The 17,764-nt window shown below is 68.8% G+C and carries 12 protein-coding genes; all 12 read right to left on the bottom strand.

The features are described from left to right. Positions 1–16: 16 nt before the first annotated feature. Complete coding sequence (locus tag NUG21_RS10885; protein ID WP_263390856.1) at positions 17–2,626, bottom strand: sensor domain-containing protein; 2,610 nt, start codon at positions 2,624–2,626, stop codon at positions 17–19. A gap of 3 nt (positions 2,627–2,629) precedes the next feature. Further along, complete coding sequence (locus tag NUG21_RS10880; protein WP_160946669.1) at positions 2,630–3,703, bottom strand: protein-glutamate methylesterase/protein-glutamine glutaminase; 1,074 nt, start codon at positions 3,701–3,703, stop codon at positions 2,630–2,632. Beyond that, positions 3,700–4,302: a chemoreceptor glutamine deamidase CheD gene (gene cheD, locus NUG21_RS10875; RefSeq protein ID WP_048489105.1), complete on the bottom strand. Its 603-nt coding sequence runs from the start codon at positions 4,300–4,302 to the stop codon at positions 3,700–3,702. The genes NUG21_RS10880 and cheD overlap by 4 nt, the downstream gene beginning before the upstream one ends. Continuing rightward, positions 4,299–5,165 (bottom strand): CheR family methyltransferase, encoded by an 867-nt coding sequence (locus NUG21_RS10870; protein WP_017917563.1) that lies wholly within the window; start codon positions 5,163–5,165, stop codon positions 4,299–4,301. The genes cheD and NUG21_RS10870 overlap by 4 nt, the downstream gene beginning before the upstream one ends. A 97-nt stretch (positions 5,166–5,262) precedes the next feature. Further along, complete coding sequence (locus NUG21_RS10865) at positions 5,263–7,497, bottom strand: methyl-accepting chemotaxis protein (protein ID WP_263390855.1); 2,235 nt, start codon at positions 7,495–7,497, stop codon at positions 5,263–5,265. A gap of 405 nt (positions 7,498–7,902) precedes the next feature. Continuing rightward, the gene (locus tag NUG21_RS10860) at positions 7,903–10,128 is read right to left on the bottom strand and encodes a methyl-accepting chemotaxis protein (protein ID WP_263390854.1); all 2,226 of its coding nucleotides are present in this window, start codon (positions 10,126–10,128) and stop codon (positions 7,903–7,905) included. Positions 10,129–10,293: 165 nt separating this feature from the next. Further along, positions 10,294–12,678: a methyl-accepting chemotaxis protein gene (locus NUG21_RS10855; protein WP_263390853.1), complete on the bottom strand. Its 2,385-nt coding sequence runs from the start codon at positions 12,676–12,678 to the stop codon at positions 10,294–10,296. A 103-nt stretch (positions 12,679–12,781) separates the two neighbouring features. Further along, positions 12,782–13,144: a hypothetical protein gene (locus NUG21_RS10850; RefSeq protein WP_017910574.1), complete on the bottom strand. Its 363-nt coding sequence runs from the start codon at positions 13,142–13,144 to the stop codon at positions 12,782–12,784. Positions 13,145–13,338: 194 nt separating this feature from the next. Then, on the bottom strand, positions 13,339–13,833 hold the full coding sequence (locus tag NUG21_RS10845; protein ID WP_019796102.1) for a chemotaxis protein CheW: 495 nt from the start codon (positions 13,831–13,833) through the stop codon (positions 13,339–13,341). 122 nt (positions 13,834–13,955) lie between these two features. After that, entirely contained in the window at positions 13,956–14,738 is a 783-nt protein-coding gene (locus tag NUG21_RS10840) for a flagellar brake protein (RefSeq protein WP_242083567.1), read from the bottom strand. 60 nt (positions 14,739–14,798) lie between these two features. Then, positions 14,799–17,006 (bottom strand): methyl-accepting chemotaxis protein, encoded by a 2,208-nt coding sequence (locus NUG21_RS10835; RefSeq protein WP_263390852.1) that lies wholly within the window; start codon positions 17,004–17,006, stop codon positions 14,799–14,801. Beyond that, entirely contained in the window at positions 17,003–17,506 is a 504-nt protein-coding gene (locus NUG21_RS10830; protein WP_263390851.1) for a hypothetical protein, read from the bottom strand. Before NUG21_RS10830 ends, NUG21_RS10835 begins: the two co-directional genes overlap by 4 nt. Between the last annotated feature and the right edge of the window lie 258 nt (positions 17,507–17,764).

The following is a 17,764-nucleotide window of genomic DNA, read 5'->3' as shown; positions in this document are numbered from 1 at the left end:
CCGCGTTCGCGTGCGCTTACGTCTGCGCTGACGTTGGCTGTGCGGACGCACGCCCCTGCAGCCAGTGCTCCAGCGCCGCTGGTGTGAGCGCCGGCGCGAACAGGAAGCCCTGCAGCACGCGGCAGCCCAGCCGTGCCAGGAACGCGCATTGCGCTTCGGTCTCCACGCCCTCGGCCACGGTGTGCAGGCCCAGGGTTTCGCCGATGCGCAGCACCGAGGTGGTCAGGGCGCGCGAGGTCTGGCAGTGCTCCAGGTCGCTGACGAAGCTCATGTCCAGCTTCAGTTCGTTGACCGGCAACTGGTGCAGATGGCTAAGGCTGGAATAGCCGGTGCCGAAATCGTCCAGCGACAGCAGCACGCCGCCGGCCTGCAGCTGGCGCAGGTTGGCCAGCACCGCGCTGGTGTTGGAGAGCATGACGCTCTCGGTCATCTCCAGGGCCAGGTCGGCCGGCTGCAGGCCGGCGGCGGCGAGCAGGCCTTCGACCCGCGCCGGCAGCTGCGGATCGGCGAAATTGTTGGCCGACAGGTTCACCGCCACGCGCGGCACCGGGATGCCGCGCAGGCGCCAGTCGGCCATCTGCCGGCAGGCCTCGCGCAGGACCCAATGTCCGAGCTCGTCGATCAGGCCGCATTCCTCGGCCATCGGCACGAACCGCGCCGGCGAGATCGCGCCGAGGTTGGGATGCTCCCAGCGCAGCAGCGCTTCCACGCCGTACAGCGCATGCGGCGCCTGGCTGTCCAGTTGCGGCTGGTAGTGCAGTTGCAGCTTGTCGCGATGCAGGGCGTCGCGCAGCGCGGTCTCCATCGCCACGCGTTCCTGCGCCATGCGGTTCATGTCGGAACTGAAGTAGCGCACGCTGTCGCCGCCCTCGCGCTTGGCCCGGAACATGGCCAGGTCGGCATGGCGCAGCAGGGTCTCGATGTCGCGGCCGTCGTCGGGGAACATCGCCACGCCGATGCTGGCGCTGGGGTGCAGGGTCACCTGGCCGACCACCAGCGGCTCGGCCAGCGCCAGCATCAGGCGCTCGGCGACGCCGGCGGCCTGCGCGACGCTGCAGTTCGGCAGCATCAGCACGAATTCGTCGCCGGCCTGGCGGCCGACCAGGTCGGTCATGCCCAGCGTGTCGCCGATGCGCCGGGCGATGTCGCGCAGCAGGCCGTCGCCGGCGGCATGGCCCTGGGTTTCGTTGACACGCTTGAAGCGATCGATGTCCACGAACAGGATCGCCACCGGCGCACCCTGGTGCTCGGCCGCGGCCAGGGCCTGCTCGGCGCGGGCGCTGAACATCACCCGGTTGGGCAAACCGGTGAGCGAATCGTAGAAGGCGAGTTGGTGGACGCGTGCCCTGGTCTGCTCGCGTTCCAGCGCCAGCGCGCACAGATGCACGCAGAGTTCGATCAGGCCCAGGTGCCAGGGCAGCGGCTCGCGCACCTGCCGGTAGCACAGCGCGAAGCTGCCGAGGACGCGGCCGCTGCTGGACTTGATCGGGGTGGCCACGCAGGTGCCCAACTGCACATGCTGCACCAGCCCCAAGTAGTCGGCGAACAGCGGGTCGGTGCGCGGGTCGAGCACCAGCACCTGCTTGCTGCGCCAGATCGAGGTGGCGAGGGCGCCGGAGCGCGGTCCCGCGCGCATGCTGGTCATGGTCTCGCCGAACCGCGCCGGCATGCTCGGTGCCGCCAGGGGCTGCAGGCAGCCGCTGCCGTCGACGCTGACGATCGCGGCCATCAGTTCCGGCGCGATGCGCTCGACCTCCTTGCAGATCAGCGTGGCGACCTCGACCAGCGGCTGTTCGCGGACCAGCGCATCCAGCACGTTCTTGTGCAGCACCTCGTGCATCTTGCTCTGGGTGATGTCGGTGAACGAGAGGATGTAGTGCTGTTGGCTGCCGTCCTCGCCGGCGATGGGGGTGGCCACCAGGGTGGCCCACAGCGGGGTGCCGTCCTTGCGGTACGCCAGGATGTCGGTCTGGTGGCCGAAGCCGGCGCGCACACGTTCGCGGGTGTACTGCACCGTCTGCAGGTCGGTGCCGGGGCCGGTCAGCACGTTGCTGGGCAGGTGTCCCAGCACGTCGCGCTCGGCGTAGCCGAACACCTGGCTGAAGCCGGCGTTGACGTAGAGAATGTTCAATTCCGGATCGCAGACGACGATCGCGTTGTCGCTGGAGTCCAGCGCCAGCGACAGCAGCCGCATCCGGGCATCGCGGGCGCGCTCGGCGCTGACGTCGCGCACGAACAGCACCTGCAGCTGGCTGGTGTTCTGCGGTACCCGGGCCGCGCTCACCGCCAGCCAGCGCGCGGCGCCGTCGACGTCGCGCAACAGCAGTTCGTAGCTGCCGCTGCCGTCCTCGTGCAGGCAACTGGCGAGGAAGTCGTCGCGCACCTCGGCATCGACCAGCTCGCCGAGCGGATATCCCAGCACTTGCGCGCGCGGGCGGTTCCACAACGCTTCGGCGGTGTGGTTGAAGGCGACCACGCGCGCCTTCGCATCGATCACCAGCACCCCTTGTGGGGCGTAGTGCAGGCAGTGCAGCAGATCGAGTTCGGAACAGGCCGCGGCCGCCCGTGCCGTCTCCACGCTGGGATCGCTGGGCACGCTCGACGTGGTGACGCGGCGGCCCGGCATGCGTCAGCGGGCCTGCGCGGACAGCGCGATCAGGCGCTCGGCGATCTTGTCCAGCGGCAGCACTTCCTGCGCCGCGCCCAGGCGGAAGGCGGTGCCGGGCATGCCCCAGACCACGCTGGTGGCCTCGTCCTGGACCAGGGTGCTGGCGCCGGCCTGCAGCATTTCCAGCAGGCCGCGTGCGCCGTCGTCGCCCATGCCGGTGAGGATCGCGCCGATGGCGTTGGCACCGGCGTTGCGCGCCACCGACTGGAACAGCACGTCGACTGCCGGCTTGTGCCGGTTGACCGGCGGGCCGTCGTCGATCTTGCAGCGCCAGCGGGCGCCGTCGCGGATCACCTGCAGGTGCTTGCCGCCGGGCGGCAGGTAGGCATGGCCGGGCAGGATCGCTTCGCCTTCGGTGGCCTCGCGCACGGCCATCGCCGAGTGCCGGTTGAGGCGCTCGGCGAAGGCGGTGCTGAAGCCGGCCGGCAGGTGCTGGGTCATCACCACCGCCGGGGCGTCGGCCGGCATGCCTTCCAGGACCACGCGCAGCGCCTCGGTGCCGCCGGCGGAGGCGCCGATCGCGATCAGCCGGTCGGTGGTGCGGAACTTCAGCGACGACACCGCGGCGGGCGTGGCGGTGGCGCCGGCCGGCTTCGGCGTGGCCGGCCGGTCCAGGGCGCGGACCTTGGCCTTGGCCGCGTTCTTGACCTTGGCGATGATCTCTTCGGCGTATTCCTCCAGCCCGCGGGCCACGTCGAGCTTGGGCTTGGAGACGAAGTCGACCGCGCCCAGCGACAGCGCCTGCAGGGTGGTGTCGGCGCCGCGCTCGGTGAGCGAGGAGATCATCACCACCGGCGTGGGCCGCAGTCGCATCAGGTTTTCCAGGAACGCCAGGCCGTCCATGCGCGGCATTTCCACGTCCAGGGTGATGACGTCCGGATTCAGGCGCTTGATCTTCTCGCGCGCCAGCAGCGGGTCGGCGGCCGAGCCGACCACCTCCACGCCGGGCGCGCCGGACAGGATCTCGGTGAGGATCTGCCGCACGACCGCGGAGTCGTCGACGATCAGGACACGGCAAGGGGCTTCCAGGCTCATTCGAACAACTCCACGGCGCCGGTGACAGGGGCTTTGGCCAGACGGGCGCGCACCGCCGACTCGGCCGCGGCGATCTCGGCCTCCTCGTGCGCGTGCGGCAGGCGCTGCACGACCACGCGGCCGGTGCCGGGGAAGAACCAGATCTTGCGCGGATGGATGCCGCGCAGATCCTCGGCCACCACCGGGATCTGCTCGGCCTTGAGATAGTTCAGGACGAAGTCGGCGTTGCGCGTGCCCACCGGGTTGTTGGTGAAGCCCTTGAGCACATTGCCGCCGCCGAACACCTTGGCTTCCAGGCGGTTGCGGGCGGCGCCGCGCTTGAGCAGGTCGTTGATCAGCACTTCCATCGCATAGCTGCCGTAGCGCGCCGGCGCGCCGTCGCCGCTCTGGCCATCTGGCAGCATGAAGTGGTTCATGCCGCCGATCTTCAGCAGCGGGTCGCGGATGCAGGCGGCCACGCACGAACCCAGGATGGTGGTCAGCGCGGTGTCGTCGTCCACCACCAGGTATTGGGTGGGCAGCAGCTTGGCGGCCGTCGTCTGGAAGCGCGTATCGTGATAGCGCATCACCTGGTCTACAGCCATGGCGGCGGGGCTCATGCGCGATCCTTTTGCGCCCGGCGGTACAGCGTGCGGCCGCAGGGCTGGATCAGGTCGGCGGCATGCAGATAGTTTTCCGAATGGCCGGTGTAGAGCATGCCGTCGTCGTCCAGGTGCGGGATCAGCCGCGACAGGATGCCGCGCTGGGTGGGCTTGTCGAAATAGATCATCACGTTGCGGCAGAACAGCGCCAGGTAGGGCCCGGCGACGTCGTAGCGCGGTTCCAGCAGGTTGAGCTGGCGGAACTCGAGCAGGTCGCGCAGTGCCGGCAGCACCCGGCACTGGCCCTCGTTGGCGCCGCTGCCGCGCTGGAAGTACTTGCGCTTCAGCGCCGGGTCCAGGCTGGCGACGCGCTCCAGCGCGTACACGCCGCGCGAGGCGGTGGCCAGCACCTGGGTGTCGACGTCGGTGGCCAGGATCCGCACCGGCGGGGTCAGCGTGCCGAACGCCTCGCAGGCGGTGATCGCCAGCGAGTAGGGTTCCTCGCCGGTGGACGAGGCGCAGGACCAGATCTTCAGCGGCGCCGCGCCGGAATGCTTCTGCAGTTCCTCGCGCAGCCGCTCGAAATGGTGCGGTTCGCGGAAGAACGAGGTCAGGTTGGTGGTCAGCGCGTTGGTGAACGCCTCCCATTCGTCGCCGCCGTCGCGCTCCAGCCAGTCCAGGTAGTCGCGGAACGAGCGCAGCCCGAGCACGCGCAGGCGCCGCGACAGGCGGCCATAGACCATGTCGCGCTTGGCCGGGGCCAGGGCGATGCCGGCCTTCTGGTAGATGAGGTCGCAGACCCGCTTGAAATCGCGGTCGCTGAAGTCGAAGTCGCGATTGTCGGAACCGGAGGAGGGCGAAGCGGGAGTCTGGATGGCCATGGTGCGCAGCGATGGTCGGTCAACCGAGTTATCGGCCGGGAGTGGACGAAATTGACAGCCGGCGGTCAGGAACGGCCGCCGGCGGTGGCGTCGCTGCTCAGAACTCCTGCCACTGCGTCTCGCTGGCGCTGGCGGCGACCGCGGCGACGGGGCGCGGGCGTGGCGCCGGCCGGGTCCTGGCCCGGGCCGGGGCAGGGCCCGCGTGCGCGAGCGGCGCGTTGGCGGCTGCGCCCTGGTAGGTGTCCAGCTTGAACGCGGCGATGGCCGCGCCGAGCTGCCCGGCCTGGTCCTCCATCGAGCGCGCCGCGGCGGTGGCTTCCTCGACCAGCGCGGCGTTCTGCTGGGTGCTCTCGTCCATCTGCACCACGGTCTGGTTGACCTGTTCGATGCCGGCGGACTGCTCCTGCGAGGCCGCGGCGATCTCGCCCATGATGTCGGTGACGCGGCGCACCGAGGTCACGATCTCGCTCATGGTGCGGCCGGCCTGGTCCACCAGCGCCGAGCCTTCGGCGACGCGGCCGACCGACTCGTCGATCAGCGTCTTGATCTCCTTGGCGGCACTGGCCGAGCGCTGGGCGAGGGTGCGCACTTCGCTGGCGACCACGGCGAAGCCGCGGCCCTGGTCGCCGGCGCGCGCGGCTTCCACCGCCGCGTTCAGCGCCAGGATGTTGGTCTGGAAGGCAATGCCGTCGATCACGCCGATGATGTCGGCGATCTTCTTCGACGAGGCCTCGATGCCGTTCATGGTGGTCACCACCTGGCCGACCACCTCGCCGCCCTGCGAGGCGACCGCGGCCGCGCCGGCGGCGAGCTGGTTGGCCTGGCGCGCATGCTCGGCGTTCTGCTTCACGGTGGAGGTCAGTTCCTCCATCGACGCGGCGGTGCGCTCCAGGCTGGCCGCCTGCTGCTCGGTGCGGCGCGACAGGTCGTGGTTGCCGGCGGCGATCTCGGTCGAGGCGACATTGATGTTGGCGGCGGCAGCCTGGATGCGGCCGACGATGGCCGCCAGTTGCGCGGCGGTGGCATTGGCGTCGTCGCGCATGCGCCCGAACACGCCGTGGTACTCGCCGTGCATGCGCGCGGTGAGGTCGCCGGCGGCGATGGACTGCAGCAGCGTCGACAGCTCGCCCAGGTTGCGGTCGCTGACCGCCATCATCGCGTTGAGGTCCTGCACCATCGCACGGAAGCCGAACTGGAAGCGGTCCGGATCGCCGCGCGTGCCGAACGCGCCGGCCGCGGCCGCCTCCGCCAGCTGCTTGATCTGGTCGCTCATCGCGGTCAGGTTCTGCTTGGCCATGTCCATGGTTTCGGTGAGCACGGCCTTTTCGCCGGGCAGCCGGTCCATGTCCTCGGACAGGTCGCCGATGGCATAGCGGTGGATGATCTGCAGCAGGCGCATCTTCACCGCGATGTGCGAGGCGACCAGCTCGTTGGTGCCCTTGACCATCTGCCCGTACTCGCCGGGGAAGGCGGTCTCGTCCATGCGATAGCTGATGGTGCCGCGCGCGTGCTGCTGCGCCATCTCGTCCTGCGCGCGGATCACCGCATGGATGCGCGAGCGCATGACCAGCATGTCGTCCATCAGTTCGCCGATTTCGTCCTTGCCGTGCGGATAGGTGGCGCCCTCCAGTTCGCCGCGGGCCACCGCCTGCGACAGGCGCTTGGCCGCGTGCAGCTGGCGGGCCATGCCGCGCGCGATCAGCCAGGCGGTGACGCCGGCGAACAGCACGGCCAGCGCGAGCAGTGCCAGGATCAGCGTCTTGGTATTGGCCATCTGGCGATGGGCGAGCTCCATCTCCCGGTTCAGTTCGGCGACGTTGTACTCGGTCAACGCCACGATGCGCTCGAACAAGGTGCGGCGCAGCGCCCGCGAGCGGTTATCGGAGATGCTCTGCGCCGCCGCCACGTCGCCGGCGCGCAAGGCGGCGCCCATCTCGGTATTGGCCTGCAGATAGGCCGTCAGCGTTTCCTGGACACCGGCGTACATCTGCACCTGCTTGGGGTCGCGCATCATCGCCGCGATGACCTGCTGGTGCTTGGCCACCTCGTTGCGCACCTTCTGCATGCGCTTGAAATAGTCGGCCTGTGCTTGCGGATCGTTGGCGCGCGCCAGTTGCGCCAGTTCGTAGGTGCGGAACTCGCCCAGTTGCGCGCGCACCTCGGACAGGGCCTGGGTCGCCGGCACCCAGTCCCGCTCGATGTGCTGGAGTTCGGAGATCGACAGGTTGGTGCGGGAATAGGTGAACGCGCCCAGCACCAGCGTCAGCAGGGTGGTCAGGGCGAAGGCGCAGATCAGCTTGTCGCGGATTTTCAGGTGCGGAAGCACGTTCATGGGCATTCCATGTGCGGTAACGGGGTGGAAAGCGGGGGAGAGGGCGGCCGCGGCGTCAGCTGGCGGAGGTGGGGCGAGGCGAGGGCGGCGCGCAGGCGCGGCGCCGGTCGAGGCCGTCGCGTGCCATGCGCGCGCGGATCCAGTGCCTGGATGGCTGGCGCCAAACCATGGACAGGACCTGCGTGCACGCGTCGACGCGGCGCGGCGGCAGGAGACTGGACGATGGTGGATGTGGACGGCAAGGCATCACGTGCTCCCTGAACGGTCGCGTCGTGACCCGGCGGTGTCATGCGCGGATCACGAAGCGTGATCCTGATATCGACTCGCGCGGCGATTGCTTGAACCGTGACGTGGCGCAAGTTGCGGCGCGATGCCTGATTGTTCCTATCGCACCGGTACGGCCGCTCAATCGGTCTCGATGGCGGGGGCCGGCGCGCGTACCAGCCGCAGCGGCGCCGGCCGCGCCGCGCTCCGCGCCGCTGCGGCAGGCGTGCGCGCCGCAGCGCTGTCCGCTTGGGCCGACACCGCGTCCAGCCGGAACACCGCCGCGGCCTCGCCGAGCCGGCGGCCCTGGTCTTCCAGTGCCCGCGCCGAGGCGCTGGCCTCCTCGACCACGGCGACGTTCTGCTGGATCGCCTGGTCCATCTGCGCCACGGTGCGGCTGACCTGCTCGATGCCCATCGACTGCTCCTGCGAGGCCGCGGCGATCTCGCCGATGATGCCGGTCACCCGCTGCACCGAGGCCACGATCTCCTGCATGGTGCGGCCGGCCTGGTCGACCAGGACCGAGCCTTCGCTGACGCGGCCGACCGAGTCGTCGATCAGCGTCTTGATCTCCTTGGCGGCGTTGGCCGAACGCTGCGCCAGCGTGCGCACTTCGCTGGCGACCACCGCGAAGCCACGGCCCTGTTCGCCGGCGCGGGCGGCTTCCACCGCCGCGTTCAAGGCCAGGATGTTGGTCTGGAAGGCGATGCCGTCGATCACCGAGATGATGTCGGCGATCTTCTTCGAGGAGGCCTCGATGCCGCTCATGGTCTCGACCACCCGGCCGACCACGTCGCCGCCCTGCGAGGCCACCGAGGCGGCGCCGGCGGCCAACTGGTTGGCCTGGCGCGCGTGCTCGGCGTTCTGCTTCACGGTGGAGGTCAGTTCCTCCATCGAGGCGGCGGTCTCTTCCAGGTTGGCCGCCTGCTGTTCGGTGCGGCGCGACAGGTCCTCGTTGCCGGCGGCCAGTTCGGTGGTGGCACCGTGGATGCTGCGTGCCGCGGTCTGGATGCGGCCGACGATGTCGGCGAGCTGGTCGGCGGTGGTATTGGCGTCCTCGCGCATCCGCGCGAACACGCCGTGGAAGTCGCCGTGCATGCGCGCGCTCAGGTCGCCGGCGGCGATGGCCTGCAGCAGCGTCGACAGCTTGCCCAGGTTGCGGTCGCTGACCTCCATCATCGCATTGAGGTCCTGCACCATCAGCCGGAAGTCGTGCTGGAAGCGCTCGGCGTCGCCGCGCACGCTGAAGTCGCCGGCGGCGGCGGCGGCGGCCAGGCGCTTGATCTCGGTATTGATCGCCAGCAGGCTGGCCTTGGCCGCGTCCATCGATTCGTGCAGCACCGCGCGGCTGCCGGGCAGGCGGCGCGCGTCGCGATGCAGGTCGCCGTTGGCGTATTCGTTGAGCACGGCGATGGCATCGACGATGGCATCCAGGTGCTCGAACATCATGCGGTTGATGCTGGTGGCCAGTTCGCCGTACACGCCGGGGAAATCCTCCGGCATGCGGTGGGACATGTCCTTGTCGGCGTGCAGCACCGCCATCTGCGCGGTCTCGCTGGAGAAGCGCTCCAGCATCCGGATCATCTCGCCGGTGGCGCGCAGCATCTCGCCGGCCTCGTCGCGGCCGGGGTTGTCGATGCGCACGTTGAGATCCCCGCGCGACACGGCGCGGATCGCGTCCAGGCTGCGCGACACCGGACGCAGCACGGAACTGCCGATCAGCCAGTTGATACCGAAGGTGAGCAGCACCAGGATGCCGCCGGCCAGGGTCATGACCCCGGTGAAGATCAGCGCCTGCGCCTGCACATCGTCCATGTAGACGCCGGTGCCGATGACCCAATGCCAGGGCGCGAACGGAGCGTTGTAGGAGACCTTCTCCACCGGCGTGGTGTTGCCGGGCTTGGGCCACAGGTAGTCGACATAGCCGCCGCCGGCCTCGGCCGCCTTCACGAAATCGCGGAAGATCGGCTTGCCGTCGGCACTGAGCACCTGGCCGATGTCCTTGCCGATCAGGTCCTTGCGGGTGGGGTGCATCAGCATGGTCGGATGCATGTCGTGCACGTAGAAGTAATCCACGCCGTCGCGGGCGCGCATCGACTCCAGGGTGCGCAGGGCGGTGCGCTGCGCCTCGTCCAGCGGCATGCTGCCCTTGTCCACTTCCGCCGCATAGGCACGGACCACGCCCAGCGCCAGCTCGATCTGGCTCTTCAGCGCCTGCTCGCGCGTGTTGCGGATGTCCAGGTACTGCATCCGCGCGGCGATCACCGCCAGCAGGACGATACCGGCGCCCAGCAAGACGGTCTGCCACAGGAACTTGCGGCGCAGCGGCAGATCCGAAAGGCGGGTGAGCAACGAGCGAGACGACATCGACCAGTTCCTTGGAAGGTTCCCAGGGATTTAACGGCCCCGGCAACGATGAAATTGAGCGCGCGGCGCGACCGATTCGTAGACAATCCGCGCGCCGGCGTCGCCATCAAAAAAATCCCCGGCGCGAAGGCCGGGGAGGGGGTGTAGCGACAGGCCGGGCCGGGCTCAGAACTCCTGCCAGTCGGAATCGGCCAGCGCGGGTTCGACCTTGCGGGCGCGCACCGCCGCCGGCTTGGCGGAGGCGACGGCCGTCGGCTTCTTCGCCACCAGTGCCGGCTTCGGCGCGGCCACGGCCTGCGGTGCATGCACCACCGCGGACTGGGCCGACTGCTCGACGCGGAAGATCGACACGGACTCGATCAGCTGGCCGGCCTGCTCTTCCATCGAGCGGGCGGCCGCGGTGGCTTCTTCCACCAGTGCGGCGTTCTGCTGGGTGGTCTCGTCCATCTGGGTGACGGTCTGGTTGACCTGCTCGATGCCGGCCGACTGCTCCTGCGAGGCGGCGGCGATCTCGCCCATGATGTCGGTGACGCGCTGCACCGAGGCCACGATCTCGGTCATGGTCTGGCCGGCCTGGCGGACCAGGGTCGAGCCGTTGGCCACCTGGCCCACCGAGGCGTCGATCAGGCCCTTGATCTCCTTGGCGGCGTTGGCCGAGCGCTGCGCCAGCGTGCGCACTTCGCTGGCCACAACCGCGAAGCCGCGGCCCTGTTCGCCGGCGCGCGCCGCTTCGACGGCGGCATTGAGCGCCAGGATGTTGGTCTGGAAGGCGATGCCGTCGATGACGCTGATGATGTCGCCGATCTTCTTCGAGGAGGCCTCGATGCCGGTCATGGTCTCGACCACGCGGCCGACCACATCGCCGCCCTGCGAGGCGACCGAAGCGGCGCCGGCGGCGAGCTGGTTGGCCTGGCGCGCATGTTCGGCGTTCTGCTTCACGGTGGAGGTCAGTTCCTCCATCGAGGCGGCGGTTTCTTCCAGGTTGGCGGCCTGCTGTTCGGTGCGGCGCGACAGGTCGTCGTTGCCGGCGGCGATCTCGCCGGCCGCGGCGTTGATCGCGTTTGCCGCCTGCTGGATACGGCCGACGATGGCCGCCAGTTGCTCGGCGGTGGCGTTGGCGTCGTCGCGCATGGTCGCGAACACGCCCTGGAACTCGCCGTGCATGCGCGCGGTGAGGTCGCCCTGCGACAGCGCGGTCAGCAACTTGGACACTTCGCCGATGCTGTCGCCGTTGGCCTGCAGCAGGCCGTTGAGCTGCTGTGCCAACTGCAGGAAGAAGCCGTGCTTGCCGTCGAGGCCGACGCGCCCGCTGAGGTCGCCGGCGGCGGCCGCGCGCACGATCTTGGCCACTTCCTGCTCGACCTGGGCTTCCAGGGTGCGGTCGCGCGATTCGCACACGAAGCCGATATGGGCGCCGTGCTGGTCGCGGATGGCGGTGATGGTCTGGGCGATGCGCGCGTCGGCATAGGCCATCTCGCGGTCCATCACGCCCTTCTTCTCCAGCTCCGCCAGGGTCTTGGGATCGTGCTGGTTGCCGTACTCCAGCACCGTCACCGGCGAGCCGACCAGCGGCAGGCTGGAATCGAACGCCGGCGCGACCGAGTGGATCTGCTCGGCGTACTTGTCGGTGAGGCCCTGCATCGAGGGGTTGGCGTAGACGATGTTGTAGTCCAGGTCGACGATGAACATGCCGATCGAGGAGTTGTCCAGCGCGGTACGGATGCGCAGGTTCTCGGACGCGACCGCGGCGTCGCGCTCGATGCGCCCGCGCAGGTCCTGCTGCATGCGCTTGAGCGCCTGCATCAGCTCGCCGAATTCGTCCTTGCCGTTGGAGTCGATATGCCCGTCGAGCTTGCCGCCGGCGACGTCGCTGGCCACCTTGACCGCGTCGCGCACGCTGTTGGCCAGCATCCGCCCGAACAGGAAGGCCATGCCGATCGCCGCGCCCAGGCCGATCAACAGGCAGACCAGCAGGGTCGCCGAGGCCTTGCCGTAGGTGCCGCTGGCGGCGTCGGCCGCGACCTTGGCCTGGCGGTCGTTCTCGGCGATCAGCGCGACGACGTCGTCCACCACCTTGTTGTGCAGGGTGCGGGTCTCGCCGGTGAAGGTGTCGATGGCATCGTCGTGCAGGTCCAGCTGCAGCATTTCGTTGACGGACTGATAGGAGGCGCTGGCCTTCTTCCAGTCGGCGACCAGTCGCTGGTAGATCGTCTTTTCCTGCGCGCTGCCGATCTTGGGCGGATAGTCGGCCAGGATCTTGTCCATCTGCTTCTTCAGCGCGATCGCGCGCGCCGCCGATTCCTTCTTCAGCGCATCGCTGCTGCGGATCAGGCTCTGGTAGGCCGCGTTGCGGTACTCGCCCAGGATGCCGCGCATCTCGCCGCCGGTGCGCACACTCGGCACCACCTGCGACGACACATTACTGGTCACGCCATTGAGCGAGTTCAGACCGCGATAGGCGGCCACGCCCTGGATGAGCATCAACGCCAGCACGACGCCGAACGCCAGCATCAGTTTGGGCATCACCTTGAGATCTTTTATCCACTGCATGAGCGCGTTTCCCGTAATTCGGAGGGGGCGACAAGGGGCAAGAACGGCAAACGCCGCCACACCGGACCGTGGGTGCACGGGTCCAGCGCGGCGGCGCGGAGGCTTACTTGATGGTGGCCAGCTTCAGGCTGGACGGCGCGCTGACCTGGATCTCGGCGCGCGAGCTGTCGCGCTCGATCTTGCCGATCACGCACACGTCCTTGCCTTCCAGGGTCTCCGGCGCGAAGCCGAACTTGCTGCGGTCGGCGCCGGCGATGCGGGCGGAGAAGGTGTGGCGCGGGAACATGCCGCCCATGTACAGGAAGGTCGGCTCGCCTTCGGAATTCTGCGCGTACTTGGCTTTCTCGACCTTGCCGCAGACCATGCCGTCCTTGCCGACGAAACGGGTGGCCATCTCCGGCGGGATCATCTGCTGGGACTGGGCGAAGGTGCTGGGGCTGGCGGCGAGCAACAGGACCAACAGCATGGGAAAGCTCGGTTTCATGACAAGACTCCTTGAGGACGGGGGATGAAGTGAGGGCTGTGTGATGGCCAGCCACCCTTCAGCTATCGGCATGAAAACGGTTAACTTGATTCTCACAACTGATAAACAGTTCGCATTTCAAATAAAAAACCCGCCGTGAGGCGGGTTTCGTCTACAGCCGGGCGAGCCGTCGTCCGTCAGGCGGCTTCGTCGACGTGGGCGTGCTGCTGGCCGAACTCGGCGCTGTCCAGCAGGGTCTCGATGTCCAGCAGAATCAACATCTTGTCGTCCTGGGTGCCGATCCCGGAGATGAAGCGGGTGTCGACCGCGGCGCCGAACTCGGGGGTCGGGCGGATCTGCTCTTCGTTAAGCGGGATCACGTCGGAGACGCTGTCCACGACGATGCCGACCACGCGGTTCTCGACGTTGAGCACGATCATCACGGTGAAGGCGTCGTAGCGCGCCTCCTTCAGGCGCAGCTTCAGGCGCAGGTCGATGACCGGCACGATGGTGCCGCGCAGGTTGATCACGCCCTTGATGTACTCGGGGGCGTCCGGGACCCGGGTGACCGAGTCGTAGCCGCGGATTTCCTGCACCTTGAGGATATCCACGCCGTAGTGTTCTTCGCCGAGGGTGAAGCTGAGGAATTCGCCGCCGGTGGCGCCGGAGGTGGAGGTGGTCTTGTCGTTCATCGTGTGCTCCTGGTGCGCACGGGATTGCGGATGATGGCGTGGGTGGGGAAGCGCGACTCTGATGCTAGATCGGCGCGGCGCCGCCGAACTTTAGACCCCGGGCGGCCGACGGTTGCCGGCGTTCAGGAAAGCACGCCGCTCTTGCGGGCGCTGCGCTGGCGCTCGATGCGGAACACGTAGCGCTGGATCGCCGCGTCGGCGCCGCGCGGCAGGTCCAGGAAGCGCATGCCTACCCGCAGGGTGTCCTGGCCGTTGGCGAGCTTGGAGACATACATGTTGCAGACCTGTAGGGTCAGCCGGATGGCATCGGCATCGGGCAGCTGCAGGATGCAGTTCGGGCAGCTCTGCTGCAGCTGCGGCATGGGTTGGCCCTGCACCAGCGCCACCGCCAGGCCGCCGCCGCTGATGTCCACCACGCGCAGCTTCAGTTCGACCTGGCCGGCGTCGTCCTCGAAACGCAGCACGCACAGCGGCGATTCGGTGACCGGGGTCTCCAGGCGGAAATGCTCGCGCCGCTGCAGGTAGTACAGCGATTCCGGCAACGCGGCGAGGAAGCCGGACTGGCCGTTGCGATCGGTGCGCTCGGGGCGCTCGATGCGGAAACGCACCCGCACCTTGTCCAGTTGCGCGAAGCACAGCAAGTACTCGGCCTGCTCCGCAGCGCGATTGGAGGCTTCGTTGACGCTCAGGTCCAGCAGCACGCTGTCCTCGTCCAGCTCCAGCAGCGCGGTGGAGAAGGCCTGATCGCGGCCGCCCACGTGCGCACTGACCTGCGAGCGCTGCTGGATCAGCGACTGCAGCAACTGGCGGATCTGTCGCGGCTTGGTCAGCAGGAAGCGGTCGTCCTCCACCTCTTCTTGCGGCGAAGACGGGACGGGAGAGTCGCTGGGAGTGCCTTCGGCCATGGTGGACAGTGGGTACGGGAGGTGGGTGGGGCGGCACCGCGTCGGATCGCCCCACGCATGCTATCGGCTGAGCGCCGCGTTTTTGTAGTCCGGCTGCGCGTTGCCGCCAGTGGCGACGGCGCTCAGCCGCGGACGCTGCTCCAGGGTGAAGGATGCCACGGCGCGTGCCAGTGCGCCTGCCTCCTGTTCCATCGAGCGGGCACTGGCGCTGGCTTCCTCGACCAGGGCGGCATTCTGCTGGGTGGCCTCGTCCATCTGCGCGATGGTCTGGTTGACCTGCTCGATGCCGGCCGATTGCTCCTGCGAGGCGGCGGCGATGTCGCGCATGATGTCGGTGACGCGCTGCACCGAGGCCACGATCTCGCGCATGGTGCCGCCGGCCTGATCGACCAGGGCCGAGCCTTGGGCGACGCGGCCGACCGAATCGTCGATCAGGGTCTTGATCTCCTTGGCCGCGTTCGACGAACGCTGGGCGAGGGTGCGTACCTCGCTGGCGACCACGGCGAAACCGCGGCCCTGTTCGCCGGCACGTGCGGCTTCCACTGCGGCATTGAGCGCCAGGATGTTGGTCTGGAAGGCGATGCCGTCGATCACCGAGATGATGTCGGCGATCTTATTCGAGGAGGCCTCGATGCCGCTCATGGTGGTGACCACCTGGCCGACCACGCTTCCGCCCTGCGAGGCGACCGCCGCGGCGCCGACCGCCAACTGGTTGGCCTGGTGCGCATGCTCGGCATTCTGCTTGACCGTGGAGGTCAGCTCTTCCATCGAAGCGGCGGTTTCCTCCAGGCTGGCGGCCTGCTGCTCGGTGCGCCGCGACAGGTCGTCGTTGCCGGCGGCGATCTCGCCGGCCGCGGTGTTGATCGCGTCGGAGGCGCCCTGGATCTGCCGCACGATCGCCGACAACTGCTCGGCGGTGGCGTTGGCGTCGTCCTTCATGTTGGCGTACACGCCCTGCAGGTCGGCATCGATGCGCCGCGACAGGTCGCCCTCGGCGAGCGCGCGCAGCATCTGCTGGATGTGGCCCAGGCCGGAGGCGCTGGCGGCGAGCATGGCGTTGATCTGTTCGCCCAGTTGCAGCAGGAAGCCGTGCTTGCCGTCCAGGCGGATACGCCCGCCGAGGTCGCCGGCCACCGCGCCGCGCACGATGCCGGCGATCTCTTCTTCCACCGCCACTTCGTCGGTCCGGTCGGCCCACTCCACCACGAAGCCCAGGCGGTGGCCAGCGGCGTCGGTGACCGGATTGACGATCAGGCGCATGGTATGGCCGCCGACGCGGATCTGCGCGCGGTGGGTGCCCTTCAACTCGGCGAGCATGCGCGCCTGGTGTTCGGGATGGCGATGGAACACGTCGATGGTCTTGCCCAGCAGCGCGCTGGCGTCGAACTGCGGCAGGTCGCGGCGCAGGTCGTCCTGCACGTCGCTGAGCATCTGCAGCAGCGGCCGGTTGACGTAGACGATGCGGCGCTCGGCGTCGGCGATCATCACGTTGGTGGTGACGTCGTCCAGCGCGCTGCGGATGCGCTGGTTTTCGCGCTGGGCCTCGCTGTCCTGCTCGCGGCCGTGCAGCAGTTGCGCATTGGCCGCAACCAGGGTGTGGGCGATGGAGCCTTCCGGCAGGGTCAGCGCACGGATCGCCTCCGGCAGCGGTTGCTGCTGGGCGATGGCGCGTGCGGCCTGCGCCAGGTCGTGCGGATCGTGGCCCACGTCCAGCAGTTGTCGGCGCATCTGCACCGCCATCGGCACCAGGATCGCCGCTTCCACCGCCACGTACAGCGCGTGGATCGCCAGGATGCCGAGCCCGGCATCGGCGGTGAACACGCGCACCGGCAGGCCGCGATGCTGCAGCCAGAAGAACAGCACGTGGTGCACGGCGATCGCCGCGGCGGCGACCACGATCGGACGCCAGTCGCGGTAGTACAGCAGCAGGGCGATCAGCAGGATGACCCCGAAGTGCACCTCGATCATGCCGCCGGCCTGCTGGATCAGCGCGGCCGCCAGCACCATCAGGCCCAGTGCCACGGTGCAGCGGCTCAGCAGGCTGCCCGGGTACAGTTTCACCTGCAGGGCGATGACCGCCAGCGTCGGCAGGCTGACCGTCAACCACAACGTCCACGCGCCCTGATGCCAGGCGGCGGCGAGGCTGGCCAGGGTGGCCAGGACCGCGACCGCCACGAACAACCGGTCGGCCTGTGCCGCCAGCCTCTGCAGATAGACATAGCGCTCGTGGCCGATGAGAAGACTGCCTGGGTGAGGCGACGCGCTCATGCGAGAGATTCCTTGGAGTCTGTGGGGCATCCGCACGTGGCGGGTGAGATCAGCGGCGATGCACCGCCGGTGGCGAGCAAGCGTGGAATCAGTGCAGCCGCGGCGATGGACGTGCCGCATCCGGCCAGTTGTGCCGGGCCGGCATAGACCAGGCGGGCCTGCGCATCGAAGACGATGAGCGCATAGGGCAGGGTCGGCGGTGCCACGCGGTCGCGCAGGTCGACGCTGCGAATGCCTGGCAGGGACGCCGTTGCCGGTGCGGCGCACGCGCAACCGGCCACGCGCAGGCGGAACGCGACGGGCTGGCCGGCGCTGGCGGCGGCCGGCGCGAAGGCCAGCAGGCGCGCCCGGATGCCCTCGGCACTGGCGGCCGGTGGCGGGGTGGCGGATGCGACCAGGTGCACGACGGCCCAGACGCTCCACATCGCCAGCAGCACCAGGCCCAGCGGCAATCGCAGGAAACGCCGCGGTCGGTCGGCATCGAGGGTGCGCATCTGCATGGAGGGACCGGCCAGGACGGCGCCGGCACTTACCGGCTGTTCACGTTATCGACAGCGCCTATGGTTCCTTAAGGTGGTGTTCATCACATTTCACACTGTGGTAACGATGTCACTTCCCGATTTGCGGGCAAACGCTGTCCCGCCGGCCCGGAAACGCCAACGGCCGCGGAGGGCGCCGCGGTCGATCGGTCTTCCGGGTTGCCGTCGCACGAGGCGTGGCGCCGTCGAGCCGGTTGGATGGCTGGCAGGACGGCGCCC

The organism is Xanthomonas sp. CFBP 8445, assembly GCF_025666235.1.
GTDB lineage: Bacteria > Pseudomonadota > Gammaproteobacteria > Xanthomonadales > Xanthomonadaceae > Xanthomonas_A > Xanthomonas_A indica.
The sequence above is the reverse complement of the archived record's forward strand: the minus strand, read 5'-3'. Positions and strand labels throughout refer to the sequence as shown.

What these genes read in the sequence shown, in the direction of transcription:
- NUG21_RS10870 (WP_017917563.1), bottom strand. Translation starts at nt 5,165, where the DNA reads ATGGCCATCCAGACTCCCGCTTCGCCCTCCTCCGGTTCCGACAATCGC.
- cheD (WP_048489105.1), bottom strand. Translation starts at nt 4,302, where the DNA reads ATGAGCCCCGCCGCCATGGCTGTAGACCAGGTGATGCGCTATCACGAT.
- NUG21_RS10865 (WP_263390855.1), bottom strand. Translation starts at nt 7,497, where the DNA reads ATGAACGTGCTTCCGCACCTGAAAATCCGCGACAAGCTGATCTGCGCC.
- NUG21_RS10845 (WP_019796102.1), bottom strand. Translation starts at nt 13,833, where the DNA reads ATGAACGACAAGACCACCTCCACCTCCGGCGCCACCGGCGGCGAATTC.
- NUG21_RS10880 (WP_160946669.1), bottom strand. Translation starts at nt 3,703, where the DNA reads ATGAGCCTGGAAGCCCCTTGCCGTGTCCTGATCGTCGACGACTCCGCG.
- NUG21_RS10860 (WP_263390854.1), bottom strand. Translation starts at nt 10,128, where the DNA reads ATGTCGTCTCGCTCGTTGCTCACCCGCCTTTCGGATCTGCCGCTGCGC.
- NUG21_RS10885 (WP_263390856.1), bottom strand. Translation starts at nt 2,626, where the DNA reads ATGCCGGGCCGCCGCGTCACCACGTCGAGCGTGCCCAGCGATCCCAGC.
- NUG21_RS10855 (WP_263390853.1), bottom strand. Translation starts at nt 12,678, where the DNA reads ATGCAGTGGATAAAAGATCTCAAGGTGATGCCCAAACTGATGCTGGCG.
- NUG21_RS10830 (WP_263390851.1), bottom strand. Translation starts at nt 17,506, where the DNA reads ATGCAGATGCGCACCCTCGATGCCGACCGACCGCGGCGTTTCCTGCGA.
- NUG21_RS10850 (WP_017910574.1), bottom strand. Translation starts at nt 13,144, where the DNA reads ATGCTGTTGGTCCTGTTGCTCGCCGCCAGCCCCAGCACCTTCGCCCAG.
- NUG21_RS10835 (WP_263390852.1), bottom strand. Translation starts at nt 17,006, where the DNA reads ATGAGCGCGTCGCCTCACCCAGGCAGTCTTCTCATCGGCCACGAGCGC.
- NUG21_RS10840 (WP_242083567.1), bottom strand. Translation starts at nt 14,738, where the DNA reads ATGGCCGAAGGCACTCCCAGCGACTCTCCCGTCCCGTCTTCGCCGCAA.